14 protein-coding genes are annotated in these 18,647 nt (G+C 30.7%); 8 read left to right on the forward strand and 6 right to left on the reverse strand.

What is annotated here, in order from left to right:
- Positions 1 to 43 precede the first annotated feature (43 nt).
- From lpdA to Q0684_RS06185, 4 genes are all read left to right on the forward strand, one after another.
- A complete protein-coding gene (lpdA, locus tag Q0684_RS06170) occupies positions 44 to 1,432 on the forward strand; it encodes a dihydrolipoyl dehydrogenase (protein ID WP_299013859.1) in 1,389 nt (462 codons plus the stop codon).
- 175 nt (positions 1,433 to 1,607) lie between these two features.
- Positions 1,608 to 1,982 carry a LysM peptidoglycan-binding domain-containing protein gene (locus Q0684_RS06175; protein WP_299013861.1) on the forward strand — a complete coding sequence of 125 codons (375 nt, stop codon included), beginning with the start codon at positions 1,608 to 1,610 and terminating at the stop codon, positions 1,980 to 1,982.
- A 76-nt stretch (positions 1,983 to 2,058) separates the two neighbouring features.
- Entirely contained in the window at positions 2,059 to 2,352 is a 294-nt protein-coding gene (locus Q0684_RS06180) for a hypothetical protein (RefSeq protein WP_299013863.1), read from the forward strand.
- Entirely contained in the window at positions 2,342 to 2,941 is a 600-nt protein-coding gene (locus tag Q0684_RS06185; protein WP_299013865.1) for a hypothetical protein, read from the forward strand. Before Q0684_RS06180 ends, Q0684_RS06185 begins: the two co-directional genes overlap by 11 nt.
- Positions 2,942 to 3,134: 193 nt before the next feature.
- Here Q0684_RS06185 and rlmF read toward each other — a convergent pair whose 3' ends face one another.
- A complete protein-coding gene (gene rlmF, locus Q0684_RS06190; RefSeq protein WP_299013867.1) occupies positions 3,135 to 3,989 on the reverse strand; it encodes a 23S rRNA (adenine(1618)-N(6))-methyltransferase RlmF in 855 nt (284 codons plus the stop codon).
- Positions 3,990 to 4,115: 126 nt separating this feature from the next.
- Positions 4,116 to 5,708 carry a bacillithiol biosynthesis cysteine-adding enzyme BshC gene (gene bshC / locus Q0684_RS06195; protein WP_299013869.1) on the reverse strand — a complete coding sequence of 531 codons (1,593 nt, stop codon included), beginning with the start codon at positions 5,706 to 5,708 and terminating at the stop codon, positions 4,116 to 4,118.
- A gap of 199 nt (positions 5,709 to 5,907) precedes the next feature.
- Here bshC and Q0684_RS06200 point away from each other — a divergent pair, with 199 nt between their 5' ends.
- The gene (locus Q0684_RS06200) at positions 5,908 to 8,391 is read left to right on the forward strand and encodes a M14 metallopeptidase family protein (protein WP_299013872.1); all 2,484 of its coding nucleotides are present in this window, start codon (positions 5,908 to 5,910) and stop codon (positions 8,389 to 8,391) included.
- Between the two features lie 261 nt (positions 8,392 to 8,652).
- Here Q0684_RS06200 and Q0684_RS06205 read toward each other — a convergent pair whose 3' ends face one another.
- The 3 genes from Q0684_RS06205 to Q0684_RS06215 all read right to left on the reverse strand — a co-directional run bounded on the left by Q0684_RS06205 (position 8,653) and on the right by Q0684_RS06215 (position 12,556).
- The gene (locus tag Q0684_RS06205; RefSeq protein WP_299013875.1) at positions 8,653 to 9,384 is read right to left on the reverse strand and encodes a diphthine--ammonia ligase; all 732 of its coding nucleotides are present in this window, start codon (positions 9,382 to 9,384) and stop codon (positions 8,653 to 8,655) included.
- A 51-nt stretch (positions 9,385 to 9,435) separates the two neighbouring features.
- The gene (gene rimO / locus Q0684_RS06210) at positions 9,436 to 10,788 is read right to left on the reverse strand and encodes a 30S ribosomal protein S12 methylthiotransferase RimO (RefSeq protein ID WP_299013879.1); all 1,353 of its coding nucleotides are present in this window, start codon (positions 10,786 to 10,788) and stop codon (positions 9,436 to 9,438) included.
- Positions 10,789 to 10,900: 112 nt separating this feature from the next.
- Positions 10,901 to 12,556 (reverse strand): amidase family protein, encoded by a 1,656-nt coding sequence (locus Q0684_RS06215; RefSeq protein ID WP_299013881.1) that lies wholly within the window; start codon positions 12,554 to 12,556, stop codon positions 10,901 to 10,903.
- A 163-nt stretch (positions 12,557 to 12,719) separates the two neighbouring features.
- On the opposite strand from Q0684_RS06215, the gene Q0684_RS06220 reads away from it, so the two are divergent.
- Both Q0684_RS06220 and Q0684_RS06225 read left to right on the forward strand, forming a co-directional pair.
- Entirely contained in the window at positions 12,720 to 14,078 is a 1,359-nt protein-coding gene (locus tag Q0684_RS06220) for a hypothetical protein (protein ID WP_299013883.1), read from the forward strand.
- A 377-nt stretch (positions 14,079 to 14,455) separates the two neighbouring features.
- Entirely contained in the window at positions 14,456 to 15,538 is a 1,083-nt protein-coding gene (locus tag Q0684_RS06225) for a serine hydrolase (protein ID WP_299013885.1), read from the forward strand.
- A 43-nt stretch (positions 15,539 to 15,581) separates the two neighbouring features.
- Here the strand turns inward: Q0684_RS06225 and lon are convergent, their stop codons facing one another.
- Complete coding sequence (lon, locus tag Q0684_RS06230; protein ID WP_299013887.1) at positions 15,582 to 18,053, reverse strand: endopeptidase La; 2,472 nt, start codon at positions 18,051 to 18,053, stop codon at positions 15,582 to 15,584.
- A 176-nt stretch (positions 18,054 to 18,229) separates the two neighbouring features.
- Between lon and Q0684_RS06235 the strand changes: the two genes are divergently transcribed.
- Complete coding sequence (locus Q0684_RS06235; protein WP_299013892.1) at positions 18,230 to 18,616, forward strand: DUF2306 domain-containing protein; 387 nt, start codon at positions 18,230 to 18,232, stop codon at positions 18,614 to 18,616.
- Positions 18,617 to 18,647: the final 31 nt, after the last annotated feature.

An 18,647-nucleotide genomic window follows, 5' to 3' on the forward strand; every position in this document is an offset into this window, starting at 1 on the left:
AGCCCGTTAAAACGCCCATAAAAAAATAAGAAAATTAAATAGAATGAAATACGACATCATTATTATTGGAAGTGGTCCTGGAGGATATGTTACAGGAATCAGAGCATCTCAATTAGGCTTTAAAGTTGCCATTGTAGAGAAAGAATCTTTAGGTGGAATTTGCCTTAACTGGGGATGTATACCTACAAAAGCCTTATTAAAATCTGCACAGGTTTATGATTATTTAAAGCATGTTGATGAATATGGTTTAAAAGCTGAGGCGATTGATAAAGATTTTGATGCCGTAATAAAAAGAAGTCGTGGTGTTGCAGACGGAATGAGCAAAGGTGTTGCTTTTTTAATGAAAAAGAACAAAATTGACATTTTAGACGGTTTTGGTAAAATTAAAACGGGTAAAAAAGTTGATGTTACTGCAGAAGATGGAACTGTAACTGAATATAGTGCAGACAATATTATTATTGCAACTGGTGCACGTTCTAGAGTTTTACCAAATTTACCTCAAGATGGTAAAAAAGTAATTGGTTATAGACAAGCCATGACGTTGCCTAGTCAGCCAAAATCTATGATTATTGTAGGTTCTGGTGCTATTGGTGTTGAGTTTGCACATTTTTACAATACAATGGGAACTGATGTTACTGTTGTTGAGTTTCAACCTAACATTGTACCTGTAGAAGATAAAGATGTTTCTAAACAATTTGAGCGTTCTTTTAAGAAAGCGGGTATTAAAGTAATGACAAATTCTTCTGTAGAATCTGTTGATACTTCTGGTGATGGCGTTGTTGCTACAGTAAAAACCAAAAAAGGTGAAGAAAAATTAGAGGCAGACATTTTATTATCTGCAGTTGGTATTAAAACAAACATTGAAAATATTGGATTAGAAGATGTTGGTATTATTACTGATAGAGATAAAATTTTAGTAAACGATTTTTACCAAACTAACATACCTGGTTATTTTGCTATTGGAGATGTTACTCCGGGACCTGCTTTAGCACACGTTGCTTCTGCAGAAGGAATTACTTGTGTTGAGAAATTGGCTGGTTTACATACAGAAACCATAGATTATGGTAATATACCTGGTTGTACATATGCAACGCCAGAAATTGCATCTGTTGGTATGACAGAAGAAAAAGCAATTGAGGCTGGTTACGAAATTAAAGTTGGTAAATTCCCATTTTCTGCATCTGGTAAAGCAAGTGCTGCTGGTACAAAAGATGGATTTGTAAAAGTAATTTTTGATGCCAAATATGGCGAGTGGTTAGGTTGCCACATGATTGGTGCTGGTGTTACAGATATGATTGCTGAAGCTGTTTTAGGACGTAAGTTAGAAACTACCGGGCATGAAGTTTTAAAAACAATTCACCCACACCCAACAATGAGTGAGGCTGTAATGGAAGCAGTAGCAGATGCTTATGATGAAGTGATTCATTTATAAGCCTAAACTTAATAAGAATTTTAATTTTTAAACGGTTAGATTATAAGAATTACTATAAAAATGACGATTTAACGAGTTTATATATACATTTGTCGAAAAACCAAAGCTTTTTGCTTTGGTTTTTTTGTATATTAAAGTCAGAATAAAGTAATAATCAAAAAAACTAAAAATTAAAATGAAAGCAAAATATCAAAGCGTATTAAGTCTTGGAGAAGAATTAGCGATTAAAAATGGAGATGTAAAAGAAGAAAATGGTGTTTTACATTTAACAGGAACTGCAAAAACACCTTATGAAAAAAATCTTTTATGGGACGAAATTAAAAAAGTAGGTGGCGAAAACCCTACAGATATTATAGCAAATATTAACGTTGAAGATGAATCTGTTTACGCAAACCATACTGTTGCTAAAGGAGAAACTTTAGGTGGAATTGCAAAACACTACTTTGGAAACGCAATGAAATATAAAGAAGTTTTTGAAGCAAACACAGATGTTCTTAAAAACCCAGATGTAATTCATCCTGGTCAAGAATTAGTAATTCCTAATTTATAAGAAATATTAGTTTTATAAAATTGAAACCGAAGTTTTTACTTCGGTTTTTTTTATATTTGAACTTTAAAATAAAAAAATGAATTCTAAAGATTACTACAAAAAGAAAAATGATGGTTTGCTAAAATACTGGGAGCCTAAAAGAGAAAACAGACTTAAATATGCAGTCTTACAAACTTTATATTTTGCAGTTCCTTTTAGTTTTATTTTTCAAGCTTTAGAAAGTTTTAGCGGTTTTTTAAGTTTACAATTTCTATTTAAATTTGTTTCTATATTTTGTATTTATTTCTTACTAACATATTACATCACTTATAATATATATGAAAAGAAATATCAAAAATTAATGAAAGAATCCCAAAATTTTGATCACTAATAAAAAGAAGTTCTTTATTGAGTTTCTAAAAGGACTTTTAAAATTAGTTATTGCAGGTGGTTTTATTGGCTACTTCAAAGAATATGATTTTTGGATTGCTTTGCTCCTGTTTTTAAAAATTCTACACAACTTATATAAAGATATTTACAAACCAACGCAAAAAAACTGGTTGTTATTAGCGGGTATGTTGCTTACTTGTTTTGGTGGTGTTGTAGGAGAAACTTGGGGTGTTGCCAATGGCTATTGGGAATATCATGCAGTTTCTAGAGCATTGCCTTTATGGTTGCCATTTGCTTGGATATTGGCTTTTCATTACCTGTATAAGCTAGAAGGAAAGTTGATTCCGTTATTGAAAAATCCGTCTCAGAAAAATAAAATTATACTTGCTATTTTATTGGCTTTAATTTTACCTGCTTTTGGCGAAGTTATTACCATTTATCTTGGAGTTTGGACGTATTATTGGCCTTATCAGCTTTTTGGTGTGCCTTTATATGCTTTTATTTGTTTGGTTTTTGTGCACATGTTAGTGTATACAATTCTTCATTTTATTTGTAAAAAGTATAAAATTGAAGATGTAGTTTTCAATTGATTATTTCACAGAGATTCGCAGAGAAAAACACAAAGACTGGCAGCGTTAATTTTTAAAAGACTTAGATTTCACAAATTAAACCCACCACTTTTGACATTATTTCCAATAATATAAATAGGTAATCTTGCTCAACTTTCTCCTTTGGGGAAATGCCTAAAAGACAAAGGTGATTTTGAGAAAATTAAGAAGGAAATTAAAACTGCCAACAAGCAATTCTAGTAACTTTATTCCCTTGCTGCATAGGAATTACTTTAAATTCTTTGGCGCCTAATTTAGTAGCTGATTTTTGTAAACTTTCTACATTTTCTTTCTTTGAAACCAAACTTGTAAACCAAGTACTTTTTTCTTTAAACAAAGAACTTTCATACAAATAGTTATGCAAAAAAGCTTTTTCTCCTCCTACATACCAAAGCTCATTATTATTCCCAGAAAAATTTCGAACAGCATTATTGCCTAAGTTTCTCGTTTTTCTTCTGTTTGCACCTTGGGCTTCTTCTGCTGATTTATAAAAAGGTGGATTGCACATGACCACATCAAAAGCATCTGCTTCTTCTATAATTCCTTTTAAAATATTTTGCTCATCAAATTGCTGACGAAGTGTAACTTTATCTGTAAAATTATTATCATCTATAATATCTTGTGCAGTATCTAAAGCATCTAGATCAATGTCGGTTGCCACAAAATTCCAGTTGTATTCTACAATTCCTAAAAGCGGATAAATTGCGGTTGCTCCTGTGCCAATATCTAACACAGTTGCCTTTTCTTTTTCTTGTATTAAATCTGCTAAATGATGCATATAATCCAATCTTCCAGGAATTGGTGGACATAAGTTTTCATCAGGAAAATCCCAAATAGAAATTTTATCATAAGAAAACAGTAAGGCTTTGTTTAGTTCTTTTACCGCTTTTGGGTCAGAAAAATCTATGGTTTGATTGCCATGTTTATTTTCAATAATAAAAGATTTTAAGTTTGAATTTGTGGCAACCAACTCTTCAAAATTATAACCTTTATTGAATTTATTTTTGGGATGTAATCCTTTGTCTTTCATGTTTTTTGATAATTAATTATGAGATTTCTCATAAGTTTATTTTAAGCATAGACAAAAGACTTAAAAAAGGTCAATTAAAAATGGCAAAAAATAAAGTAAACTAAATTAGAGAACTTCTAGAATTTACTACAACTCTACAATAGTGAACTGCAAATCTAGTGGTTTCAAAGATGCTTTTAACGCTTTTATAAAAGAACTTCCGTATTCTAAATAATATTCAGAAAAATTACGCTGTCTTTCTTCTAAGCTTTGGTTTGGCAAAATTTCATTTTGAAGTATTGTAATTCTTTCCACCAAATCGTTTTGTCTTCTTTTTTCTGCTCTTATCAATCTTTTTTGAAGATTTTGTAAACCTTTAATTTGTTTTACTTCTTGTGCTTTTACTGCTCCAATAAAAGAAACATCTGTTTTTTCTGCAACCGTTTTTAATTCTGCAAATTGCTTTTGTAAAGCTTTAATTTTCTCATCAAAATTTACTTTTAAATCAGAATTTTCTATCACTTTCTTAGAAAGTAATTTGTGTTGTTTTAAAAACATTTCTTCATGAGAAATATCTAAATTATCTAACTTCTTTTGTTGTTTCTCCGCTAAAACTTGCACAGAGTTTCGCAATAACAAAATAGGAAAAGGAACATTTACTTTGTTAAAATAAGCTTTCAACTCAAACCAATAAGCCATTTCTCCTCCTCCACCAATATAACAAAGATTAGGTAAAATAACTTCTTGGTACAAAGGTCTCATAATTACATTTGGCGAAAAAGCCAACGGATTTTCTTCAACCTCTTTTAAAATTTCACTTTTAGAAAAAGTAATTGTTGTATTATTTACTTTGTAAATTCCGTCTTCAAAAACTATGCGTTCTCTCAAATTTTCACTCAAATAAAACAAGTTAATTTCTCTAGGGTTTACTTGTACTTTGTAGTTTTTTTCTAATTTTTCTATAGTTTTAGAAACTTCGTTTAAAGAAGTATTATTCTCCAATTCATCTTTTACAAACGGAATAAATAATTCTTTCAGTTTCGCATCATCGCCATCTACAATTACCAAACCAAATTCAGCAAACAATTCATTTGCTATAAAACGCGTGGCATCTGCTAAATTGTTGTGTTTTAAATAACCATCAGCAAACAATTGCTTAATAAATTGGGCATTTTTAGTGTTGCCCAACTGATTTGCAAAAACCTCAAAAACATCTGCTAATCCTTCTGTAGAAAAACGACCTACTGCTCCACCATCTTCACGATTCCACAATACTTTTTTACCCTGAAAATTAAAATAATTAATTTCCTCAAAATCATGATCTTCTGTAGCCATCCAATACACAGGCACAAAATTTTTCTCTGGAAATTTTTCAGATAATTCTTCTGCCAAATTAATAGCAGCAATAATTTTGTATAAGAAATATAAAGGTCCAGTAAATAAGTTTAATTGATGACCTGTAGTAACTGTAAATGTATTTTTTTGCTTTAAAATGGTAATATTTTCAGCAGTTTTTTCGGCAATAGTAAAACCTTTGTATTGGTTCTCTAAAGCATCTGCTAAAACCAAACGAGATTGTAAACGGTAAGCGTTTTCTTTTTCTTCAATTTGATTGTAAAAACCAGAAATATCTGGAAAATTATTGTAAAAATCTTGTGTGCGCTCTTTTTGCTCTAAATAATCTACCATAGTTTTAGAGAAAAAACCAGTAGTTTTAAAAGGTATTTGTGTTACTTTCATCAACTTACAATATTATAACACAATTCATACAACAATCAACGTCGTTCATTTTACAATAATTTTTGTTAAAAGTACAATTATTTTACGGGTAGTCGCAAAGCTGAAATCAATCTAACAAACTTTTAACAGGTTTACTAATATTCACTTTAACAAACCAAATTAATTTGCTTATTTTTGAGTCTTAATTTCAAAAAATCGTATGAAAATAAGTACTATTCTCCTAGTTCTCGCCTTCTCTATCCCATCTTTTTTTGCACAACAAATTCAAACGCCATCAGCATTTTTAGGCTATGAAATTGGTTCTCGTTTTACAAGACATCACCAAGTAGTAGACTATTTTACGTATGTTTCTAAAACGTTAAGCAATGTGAAATTAGAAAAATACGGAGAAACTAACGAGCACAGACCTTTATATTTAAGCTATATTTCTTCACCAGAAAACATAACCAATTTAGAAGAAATTAGAAAAAATAATTTAGCGCAAACAGGCATTATCAATGGAAACAAAACCAATAACAAAGCCATTGTTTGGTTAAGTTATAATGTACATGGTAATGAAGCTTCTAGCACAGAAGCTGCAATGACAACGCTTTACGAATTGGTAACCAACAAAAAAAAATGGTTAAAAAATACGATTGTAATTATAGATCCTTGTGTAAATCCAGATGGTAGAGATCGTTATGTAAATTGGTACAATCAAGTAAAAAGTACACCTTTTAATATAGATCAAAATGCCAAAGAACATAAAGAACCTTGGCCAAGTGGAAGACCAAACCATTTTTTATTCGATTTAAATAGAGATTGGGCATGGGCAACACAAGTAGAATCTGCGCAAAGAATTAAAATGTATAACAAATGGATGCCTCATGTCCATGTAGATTTTCATGAGCAAGGTATTAACAATCCTTATTATTTTGCCCCAGCAGCAGCACCTTTTCATGAAATTATTTCTGATTGGCAACGCAGTTTTCAAACCCAAATTGGTAAAAACCATGCTAAATATTTCGATAAAGAAGGTTGGTTGTATTTTACAAAAGAAAGTTTCGATTTATTGTACCCAAGTTATGGTGATACCTACCCAACATATATGGGTGCAATTGGTATGACTTATGAACAAGCTGGCCATGGAAGAGCTGGTTTAGGAATCGCAACAGACGAAGGTGAAATTTTAACCTTAAAAGATAGAGCTTTACACCATACCACCACAGGTTTATCTACCGTAGAAATTTCATCTAAAAATGCAGAAAAATTAAATAGCGAGTTTCAAAAGTACTTTAATAATAATAATAATAGCTTACCATACAAAAGTTATGTTTTAAAAAATGACAATCAAGATAAAACCAACCGTTTAAAAGCATTGCTAGATTTACACGAAATAAAGTACGAAAACACCAAAACAGGAACCGTTAAAGGCTACAATTATGCAACGCAAAAAGAGTCTAAATTAAATGTTACTGAGAATGATTTTGTAGTACATACAAACCAACCTAAAGGTAAAATGGTAAAAGTTTTGTTTGAACCCAAAGCAAAATTAGTAGATTCTTTAACTTATGATATTACTGCTTGGTCTTTACCTTATGCACATGGTTTACTAGCAATAGCATCAAAAACCAAAGTAAACTCTGCTTACCAAAACAACAAAACTACAGTTAACAATACCATTAACAAAAGCAGTTATGCTTACATTTCTAAATGGAATAGTGTAAACGATGCCACTTTTTTAGGCGCATTATTACAACAAAATATTGTACCAAGATTTGCCGAAAAAGCATTTACTATAAACGGCAAAAAATTTAAAAGCGGTAGTTTAATCATTTTAAGAAATGACAATAAAACAACCGATTTTGACAACAAATTAATTGAAATTGCCAATAAAAACAATCGTCAATTAACGACTGTTACCACTGGTTTTGTAGATAAAGGTCTAGATTTTGGATCTTCTTCTGTAAAACCAATAAACAGACAAAAAATTGCAGTAATTTCTGGTAAAGCAACTTCTTCTTTAAGCTTTGGCGAAGTTTGGCATTTCTTTGAAACACAATTAAAATACCCAATTAGCAATATAAATTCAACCAATTTTAGTACTACTAATTTAAATACATACGATGTTTTAATTCTGCCAAGTGGTTCTTATAGCAGTATCTTAAATACAGCTGGATTAGACAAACTTAAAAAATTTACACGCGCTGGAGGAACCGTAATTGCTATTGGCAATGCATTAAATTCTTTTGCCAATAAAAGCGGTTTTAGTCTAAAAACAAAAACACCAGAAAACCAAAAGCAAAACAATAATTTAACGCCTTATGCAGATAGAGAAAGAGAAAATGTAGCCAATTTAATTACAGGAAGTATTTTTAAAAGTACCTTAGACAACACACATCCGCTGGCTTTTGGTTATCAAAAAAACTATTTTTCTTTAAAACTTAGCAGCACCACATACCGTTATTTAAACAATGGTTACAACGTTGGTTTTTTCGATAAAAACACCAAAAACATATCTGGTTATGCAGGTAGTAAAGCCGTAAAAAATGTGCCAGAATCTTTACTAATTGGCGAGCAAACCATGGGAAGAGGCAGTATTGTGTATATGGTTGACAATCCGTTATTTAGATCTTTCTGGGAAAATGGAAAGTTATTTATGGCAAATGCTGTTTTTTTATTAAATTCAGATAAATTGAAATAATATTTTTATTTCGGCGTTTTAACGGGCTATCACTACTCGCTTCCCGCTAAAAGCGGGAGAGCTCAAACAGGTCGTTCTATCCCTAACGCGCCTACTGTTGTAAAAGAAATCCATTTATTAGTTAATTACCTTTTTGCTCTTTATGAGATTTCTTCTTACGTAGAAATGAAAAGTGTTAGATTAATCTAATGGACAAAAGAAATATATAATCTTGTTAAGATTAATTCTTCTTACGCTGTAATTTAAAAAAAACGCTAAAAACTACTTCAACAACAAATCACAATACCAAAAACTGGTGTCGTAATTTTTGTTATCATCATTAGAAGTATTACAAGTATCTCCATCATCATCTTTTACCTCATAAGAACGCAATGTTTTTTCTCCTATTTTAAAATCTATTGGATTTTTAAAAATTGGGCCATCAAAAACAAACGTATGAAACTCTCCATTTTCTCCACAAACATCTACATTTTCAGGTAAATCCTTTATAAATTGTTCGTCTATAATTCTACCAACAAATTCTTCACCTAACAATTTTGCATTTACACAAACTGTAATTGCTTTAAATCCTAATGCTAAAAACTCTTTTAAAATTGCTTTGGTATCCTTTTTCCAAAGCGGATAAACACCTTTAATACCAACCTCTTTTAATTTAGTATCTCTATACTTTTTTAAATCTTCTAAAAAAATATCGCCAAAAACAGCGTTTGTATATTTCTTATCAACCAAAGAATCCATTGCTATTTTCATAGTTTTAGAATACGATTCCATAGAAACATTTGCAGGAAATTCTATCTTTTTTAAAGGAATTCCAATCGCTTTTGTTTGTGCAACCAACAAATCTATTCGCAAACCATGCATAGAAACCCTTTTATAATCTGTATTTACAGTGGTAACTAATAAATCTACATTGTACTTTTTATCTTGCATCATTTTATACAATGCCAAAGCAGAATCTTTACCTGTGCTCCAATTAAAATATGTTTTCTTCATGCAATTTTAGGTATAAAAAAATCCTACAATAAGTAGGATTTTTTGGTCTATTTACTTCCTTTTTTGATGTAAAGGAACTGGTTTTTCTTGTTTTTTAACAGGTGTTCCATACAAATCGTAATCACCTGCTTCGTGTATTTTTACATCTATAAACTCGCCAATTTTTATGTAGTGTTCTTTGGCATCAACCAAAACATCATTATCTACATCTGGCGAATCTGATTCTGTTCTTCCGTAGAAAAACTCGCCATCTTTTCTATCAAACAAGCATTTAAAGGTCTTCCCTATTTTCTGCTGATTCAATTCCCAAGAAATTTGAGATTGTACTTCCATAATTTCGTTTACACGCTTAAACTTCACCTCTGCAGGTACATCATCTTCTAAAACGTAAGCGCCTGTATTTTCTTCATGAGAATATTCAAAAGCACCCAAACGTTCAAAACGCATTTCTTCTACCCAATCTTTTAACTCTTGAAACATTTCTTCTGTTTCTCCAGGATAACCCACAATTAAAGTGGTTCTAATTGCCATTTCTGGCACTTTTTCTCTAAATTTATGTATTAAAGCTGTGGTTTTTTCGTGTGTTGTTCCTCTTTTCATCGACTTTAACAACTCTGTATTAATGTGTTGTAAAGGAATATCTAAATAATTACACACTTTTGGTTCGCTTTTCATTACGTCTAAAACATCCATAGGAAAACCTGTTGGGAAAGCATAATGCATTCTAATCCACTCAATTCCGTCTACTTTTGTTAAGGCAACTAATAAATCTGCTAAAGCACGTTTCTTGTAAATATCTAAACCATAATACGTTAAATCTTGTGCAATTAGCATGATTTCTTTAATGCCTTTTGCTGCTAACTTTTCTGCTTCAGTTATAATATCTTCTATTGGTGTAGACCTGTGTTTACCACGCATTAAAGGAATGGCACAAAAAGAACAAGGCCTATCACAACCTTCTGCAATTTTTAAATATGCATAATGTTTTGGTGTAGTAGTTAAACGTTCTCCAATTAATTCGTGTTTGTAATCTGCTTCTAAAGCTTGCAATAAATTTGGTAAATCGTGCGTACCAAAGTACTGATCTACGTTTTTAATTTCTGCCTCTAAATCTGGTTTGTAACGCTCACTTAAACAACCAGAAACAAAAACTTTATCTATTTCGCCTGCTTCTTTTCTTTGTGCGTAATGCAAAATAGTATCTATAGATTCTTCTTTGGCTTTGCCTATAAATCCACACGTATTAATAACAACAATATTTCCATCATCATTTTCATCTTCATGAACTACTTCTTTTCCGTTTGCTTTCAATTGCCCCATTAAAACTTCACTATCGTAAATGTTTTTAGAGCAACCTAAAGTTACAACGTTTATCTTATTTTTTTTGATGGTTTTTGTGCGCATATAAAAAGCTTTTTGCCTTTAGCAATTGCCATTAGCAGAATATGAAATCGTGATTTTAATTCGTTTTTAAACGAATGCAAAAATACTACTTTAAAATTATAGATAAATAGTATTAACGATAGTTTTTAGGCATTTTTCTAACCTTGGTTAACTGCTCAAAAGCAAAACCAATTTCTAACAATTTTCTTTCAGAAAAAGGAGTACCTACAAAAGTTAAACTTACAGGCTCTCCAGAGGTTTTATAACCCATAGGCACTGTTAATGTTGGGTATTTGGCTGTAGCTGCAAAACCAGAATGATAATTGTTAATAGATAAAATAGCGTCTAAATTTTCTTCTTGTAAAGCTCTAAAATAATTTTTACTCTCTTTGCTTAGATTTTCTTTTATTACTGCTAGCTCTTCCAATGTAGTTTGGTCTGCCACAATTCCGTCAAATAATTGTTGACCATAAGGTGCTCTTAAAATTGAATCTTTTAAATTAAAATCAACCACATCTTTTACAGATTTTAAAGCAATATTTTTAGCTGCATTGTTTTCTAAATATTTAGGTAAATCGTGTTTCATATCAATATTTAAAAGGGTTACAAAACCATTGAATGAAATATTTGGAGGCGTAACTTCTACAAGCTCCACTCCTACTTTTCTCAATTTATCAATAGCTGCACTGTATATTGAATCGCCTAACAATGGCTTTAAAACACCTAATTTTATTTTACCAAAATCGTTATTAAACCCATTTTTAAAATAATCGTCTTTTATTTCTTTTGAAGCTACATCGTTTTTATCAAAACCACGCATTGCATTCATAAAAATAGCATTATCAATAACATTTTTAGTCATTGGCCCTGGTGTATCTAAAGTAGAGGAAATAGGTACAATACCAGTTCTACTAAAAACACCAATAGTTGGTTTTAAACCAACAACAGAATTCTGACTTGATGGCGATGTAATAGAACCCGCAGTTTCTGTACCAACAGCTGCAACTGCAAAATTTGCTGCAACAGTTACACCACTTCCTGCAGAACTTCCACCTGTTTCAAATTCACCTCTTCCATACGGGTTTAAAGTTTGCCCACCAATTGCAGAATACCCTAAAGGACAGCCAGAACAGAAAAAGTAAGCCCATTCACTTAAATTCACTTTCCCTATAATTAAAGCGCCATTTTCTTTTAACTTCTCTACTATAAATGCATCTTTTGTGTTTTTATTTTCTGTTAAAGCAATTGCACCTGCTGTAGTTGGCATATTATTGGTATTAATATTATCTTTCAATAAAATTGGCATACCATAAATAGAAAAATCTGAAGTTAAATTTCTATACTTATCTTTTACTCTTGCTTCTTTTAAAACATCTGGATTTAAGGTAATAATACTATTTAAAGACTTTGTAGAATCACTTTCAAACTTTCGAATTCGGTATAAATAAAACAATGTAAGTTTCTCGTAATTCAATTTACCTGCTGTAATATTTTTTTGAATTGATGGAATATTTTGCTCTAAAATAAGTGGTTTTAAAGCATTGTAATCTTCCTCAGAAAAATAAGCCAAATCTTCTTCAAAAGGTTTAAAAACAGCATTTAAATCTAATACTTTAGATTGAAATAGCTTAAACTGCATTCTACCGCTTTTATGACTTTGCTGTTTTTCTAAATCAGCAGTTTCATTATATTTTCTAAAAACTATTGATGGTTGCTTTTGTTTTTCTTCTTTTTGTTGACAAGCAAAAACAAAGAATGCGAAAAATAAAATGGTAAGTACTTTTTTCATTAATACAAGATTTAGCAATCAAAGATAATGATTTTAATATTTTTTTTGAATACTGACCAATATTTAAATAGTACGATTGTAAACCAATAACAAATAAAAATTTGAATTAAGTACCTTATTTTTTTAGAATAAAGTATAAATTGCAAAAAAAAAATAAACTATTATGAAAAAAATTACTTTACTATTATTTATTACAATTGCAAGCATTCAATTTTTACAAGCTCAAGATGATCCTATAGAAAGTGCCTTTAAAAGTGCATTTGATGGGAACAATGCATTTAATGCCAACATTGGTTTAACAAATATTGATGGTCAGAATTTCTTTGGAATGAGAATTCAACCAGAATTTAGTTTTGGTAAATTTGGCTTAGGACTAGACATTCCCATACTTTTTGACTTAGAAAGTGGCCAAATAAGAAAAGAAGAATTTGAGCAAGGTGCAGGAGCACTAAGAATGATTCGCTTTCTTAGATATGGAAATAAAAATACAGATCCTGTTTACGTAAAAATTGGAGATTTAACAGGGGAACGTTTAGGTTTTGGTTCTTTAATAGGAAATTACACGAATGCAACTTCTTTCGAAAGAAGAAAAGTTGGAGCAAGTGCATCTCTATTAATCAAAAAAGTATTTGGTCTAGAAGCTATTTACAGTGACTTAAATTTTAGTGGTGCTACAAAAATGTTAGGTTTAAGACCTTTTATAAAGCCTTTTGGCTCTACTGACATTCCCATTATAAAAACGATGGAAATTGGTGCGAGTTTTGTAACAGATAGTGACGATTTTCAGGAAGAAGGTGTAGATGAGATAACAACTAGATATAGTGCAGATGGCGTTAGCGCCAATAGTTTTGATTTAGGAATGAGTCTTTTAAGAACCAGTTTATTAAACCTAAGAGTGGATGCACAATACACTAAAATTTCTAAAATAGATTTATTGGCAGCAGATAATCCTTTAGCAGATTATGATGCTGGAACAGGTTTTGCTGTTGGTGTAGAAACTGATTTTAGGTTTCTTGCAAACACAATTTTTATGAATGCCAGAATAGAAAGACAATGGTATGGAGATAATTATTTACCACAGCTTTTTAATTTTGCTTATGAAATTAATAAAGATGCAAGATTACGTGAATTGCTAACTGCAACAAGTGCGCAAGGTATATTTGGTACGCTAAGTGCAGAGATTTTAAAAACGGTAAAAATTGGTGGTTCTTTATTAATACCTGATGACCTGAATGAAGATGACCCAGAAAGTAGAGGCGCTATTGTTAGTTTAGATTTAGAAACCAAACAAATAGGACGTTTTAAAGCAAGAGGTACTTACCTAAAAGCTGGTTTAAATAATTTAAGTGATGCTTTTAGTTTAGATGAAAGATCTTTGGCAAATTTAATTGTAACCTACAAAGTAGGAAGAATTTTTGAGGCTGGTGTAGATTATCAATGGACTTTTGCAGCAAATGAAGCAGGCAAGTTTATTGCAACCAACCAAGTAAGACCTTATTTTGGAATGAGTATAGATTTTTAATCGATATAAATTTTATGAATAAAAAAATAGTATATAATAGCTTAAAATAAACTTTAGAATCTTGCTAAAAGTTGTGCTTTTTTATTTTCAAACTCTTCTTTAGAAATAATTTCTTTGTTTTTTAAAGTTTACTAACTTTTCTACATTAACAAAAAAATGTTCTTAAAAAATTTAGGTGAAAAGGGTTGTTTAGATATAGTTCTACTTTAAGATTTTTTTAAGTTTTTTTTGAAAGCAAAATTTATTAAAATAAAGTCACTTTATATAGAAATATTATTTTTACTTTCTAATATCCTATGGTTAAAATACTTCTAACATTTTGATTACTTGAGTTTAAACCTTTTTATTTTTACCTTGTCTAACTTCTAAACGATCTTATGAAAAGTAAAAACTTTATATTTTTGATAGCCTTTTTTATGTTGCTTTCTTGTTCTGAAAAAGAAGTAGAATTAGAACCAATACAAGAAAACAACAATTTAAATAATCTTTATTTTCCGCCAATAAATGCAGACAATTGGGACAAAGTCTCTAGCCAAAGTTTAAATTGGAATACTGATCAACTAGAACCATTACTTAACTTTTTAGAGGAAAAAAACACCAAAAGTTTTATAATTCTTTACAATGGTAGAATTGTAGTAGAAGAATATTTTAACAACCATAATGTAAATCGTTTTTGGTACTGGGCAAGTGCTGGTAAAACCTTAACTGCATCAATAACTGGTATTGCACAAGAAGAAGGCTTTATAAATATTAATAACAAAGTTGCTGATTATTTAGGTCAAAAATGGACAAGTATTCCTTTGGAAAAAGAAAACTTAATAACTCCTAAAAATTTATTGTCTATGTCTTCTGGTTTAGATGATAGCTTAGGAAATGATGTTGCTTCGCAAAACTTAAAATACATAGCAGATGCTAATCAAAGATGGGCTTATCATAATGTTTATGTAAAACTTCAAGACATTGTAGAACAAGCCACCAAAACAAGTTGGGAAACCTATTTTAATGATAAATTAAAAAATAAAATAGGAATGACGGGCGGATGGAGAACAACTGACAACTTTAATGTATATTGGAGCAATACAAGAAGTATGGCACGTTTTGGCTTATTAAATTTGGCAAATGGAAAATGGGAAAACACTCAAATAATTCCTGAAACCTTTTTATTAGAAGCTACAAATACCTCTCAAAATATTAATTTATCCTATGGTTATTTGTGGTGGTTAAACGGAAAATCTTCTTTTCATTTACCACAAAGTCAACAAACTTTTTCTGGTAATTTAATACCAGATGCACCAAAAGATACATTTTGTGCATTAGGCAAAAACGATCAAAAAATATACGTTGTACCTAGCAAAAAACTAGTAATTGTTAGAATGGGAGAATCCGCAGAAAATTCTAATTTTGCACTTTCTTCTTTTGACAACGAATTGTGGGAAAAAATAAATGCTTTTGTAAATTAAAATTACTTATTAAAAAAGCCTCCATATTTGGAGGCTTTCTATTCTAAACTAATTTCTTAGCATTTTTCACTTTCTGTTTTGTAAGTGCAATTTCTATTACTTGCTTCATATCTGTAACATAATGAAAAGTTAGGCCTTTTAAGTAGCTTTCTTTAATTTCTAAAATGTCTTTTCTATTATCATCACACAAAATAATTTCTTTAATATTTGCTCTTTTAGCAGCCAATATTTTTTCTTTAATTCCGCCAACTGGTAATACTTTTCCACGTAATGTGATTTCGCCTGTCATGGCCAATTTATTTTTAACTTTACGTTGTGTAAAGGAAGAAATTAAAGAGGTTAGCATAGTAATACCTGCACTTGGACCGTCTTTTGGTGTTGCACCTTCTGGCACATGAATATGTACATTATATTTTTCTAAAACTTGTGGATTTACTCCAAATTCTTCTGCATTTGCTTTAATATATTCTAAGGCTATAGTTGCAGATTCTTTCATTACTTTACCTAAATTACCGGTAATGGAAAGGCTTCCTTTTCCTTTAGATAAAATAGATTCTATGAATAAAATATCTCCACCAACGCTTGTCCAAGCTAAGCCTGTAACCACACCTGCAACACCATTATTCTCGTATTTGTCTCTATTTCTTGGTGTTCCTAAAATTTCTTCTACTTTTTTGGTAGTTAAAGTAACTTCATACTCCTGTTCCATAGCAATAGATTTTGCAGCAAAACGCACTACTTTGGCTATTTGCTTTTCTAAACCTCTTACTCCAGATTCTCTGGTATAACCTTCTACAACTGCTTCTATTTGTGCTTTACCTAACTTTAAATCTTTGGTAGTTAAACCGTGTTCTTTTAATTGTTTGGGCAGTAAATGTCTTTTGGAAATTTCTACTTTTTCTTCTATAGTATAGCCTGTAACATTTATAATTTCCATTCTGTCTCTTAAAGCCCAAGGAATTTGACCTAAGTTATTGGCAGTTGCAATAAATAGTATTTTAGATAAATCGTAACCAACTTCTAAATAATTGTCATAAAAAGCTTCATTTTGTTCTGGGTCTAAAACCTCTAACATAGCAGATGAAGGATCTCCTTGATGGCTTTGCCCTAACTTATCTATCTCATCTAAAACAAATACAGGATTAGAACTGCCTGCTTTTTTTAAATTCTGAATTAAACGCCCAGGCATGGCACCAATATAGGTTTTTCTATGGCCTCTAATTTCTGCTTCGTCTCTTAAACCGCCTAAAGACATGCGCACATATTTACGTCCTAAAGCCTCTGCTACAGATTTCCCTAAAGAAGTTTTACCAACTCCTGGAGGTCCATACAAACAGATTATTGGCGATTTCATGTCTTTTCTTAACTTTAAAACAGCCAAATGTTCTATAATTCTATCTTTTACTTTTTCTAAGCCAAAATGATCTCTATCTAATATTTTTTGCCCTCTTTTTAAGTCGAATTTATCTTCTGTATATTCTCCCCAAGGCAATTCTAGCATTAACTCTAAATAGTTTCTTTGCACGCCAAACTCTGCCATTTGCGGATTCATTCGCTTTAAACGACCTAATTCTTTTTCAAAAACTGCAGCAACTTCTTTGTTCCACTTTTTAGCTTTACCTTTCTGACGCATTTCTTCTAACTCTTGATCGTTAGAAACACCACCCAACTCTTCTTGTATGGTTTTTAATTGTTGATGCAAATAATACTCGCGTTGCTGCTGATCTAAATCTTCTCTAGTTTTAGATTGAATATCATTACGTAATTTTAATTTCTGTAGTTCTTTATTTAAGTTTTTTAACGTTAATAAAGCACGTTCTTTTAAATTATCTTCTTCTAAAATTATCTGCTTTTTAGCGACAGACAAATCCATATTAGAAGAAATAAAATTTACTAAAAAAGAATCTGATTTTATATTTTTAATAGCAAAAGATGCTTCTGTAGGTAACATTGGGTTTTCTTTAATAACCTCTAATGCTAGCTCTTTAATTCCTTCAATAATTACTTCAAATTCTTTTTTATCTATAATTACCTTATCTTCATTTGCCTCTTTTACAGTAGCTTTTAAATACGGTTTGTCTTGAATAATTGCATCAATTTCAAAACGTTTTTTACCTTGTATGATAATGGTTGTGTTGCCATCTGGCATCTTTAAAACACGTAAAATCTGCGCTACAACACCTGTGGTGTTTATGTCTTTTAAAGTTGGCTCTTCTACCTCTTCATTTTTTTGTGCAACAACTCCAATTACTTTATCACCTTTATTTGCGTCTTTAATTAACTGAATAGATTTATCTCTACCTGCAGTAATTGGTATTACCACACCAGGAAATAAAACTGTGTTTCTTAAAGGTAAAATAGGTAAGGTTTCTGGTACACTTTCGTTGTTAATAATTTCTTCATCTTCTGGCGTCATTAAAGGAATCAACTCAGAATCTTCATTCATCATATTTTGTAACGACAAATTGTCTAATCTCATTACTTTTGGTTTACTCATCTGCTTTATATCTGTCATACTGACATTGCAATTTATTTTACTAAAAAACAACTCGTATATATTATTATTAAAATACTGAAAATCAGATACTTATATTTATATTTATATCTTTTCTACCCAAATAAAACAATTGTTGTGCCAAAGAACAGATCCCTTTAATTTTAAAAGGTTAACTTATACCAAAATATGATAGGATGAATATTACTTATTTAATGTATGCCCATCTAGTAACAGTTTTACCTTGTGTGCTTATTGGAGCAATTTTACTGATTATAAAAAAGGGGACTAATTTTCATAAAACAGCTGGTAAAGTGTATATGATTTTAATGATGATTACTGCAATTATTACTTTATTTATGAAAGCGCAAGTTGGCCCTAAATTTTTAAACCATTTTGGTTGGATACATCTGTTTAGTATTTTAACCTTGTATACAGTGCCTACTGCATATACTGCCATTAAAAAAGGCAATATAAAAGTACATCAAAGAAAAATGGTTTTGTTATATTTTGGTGCAATAATTATTGCTGGTGGGTTTACCTTTTATCCTGGTAGGTATTTGCATTCTCTCTTTTTCAATTAGTCTAAAATTTATTGCCAATTGGTGTTTTTTA

It is taken from the genome of uncultured Polaribacter sp. (assembly GCF_947503875.1).
Classification (GTDB): Bacteria; Bacteroidota; Bacteroidia; order Flavobacteriales; family Flavobacteriaceae; genus Polaribacter.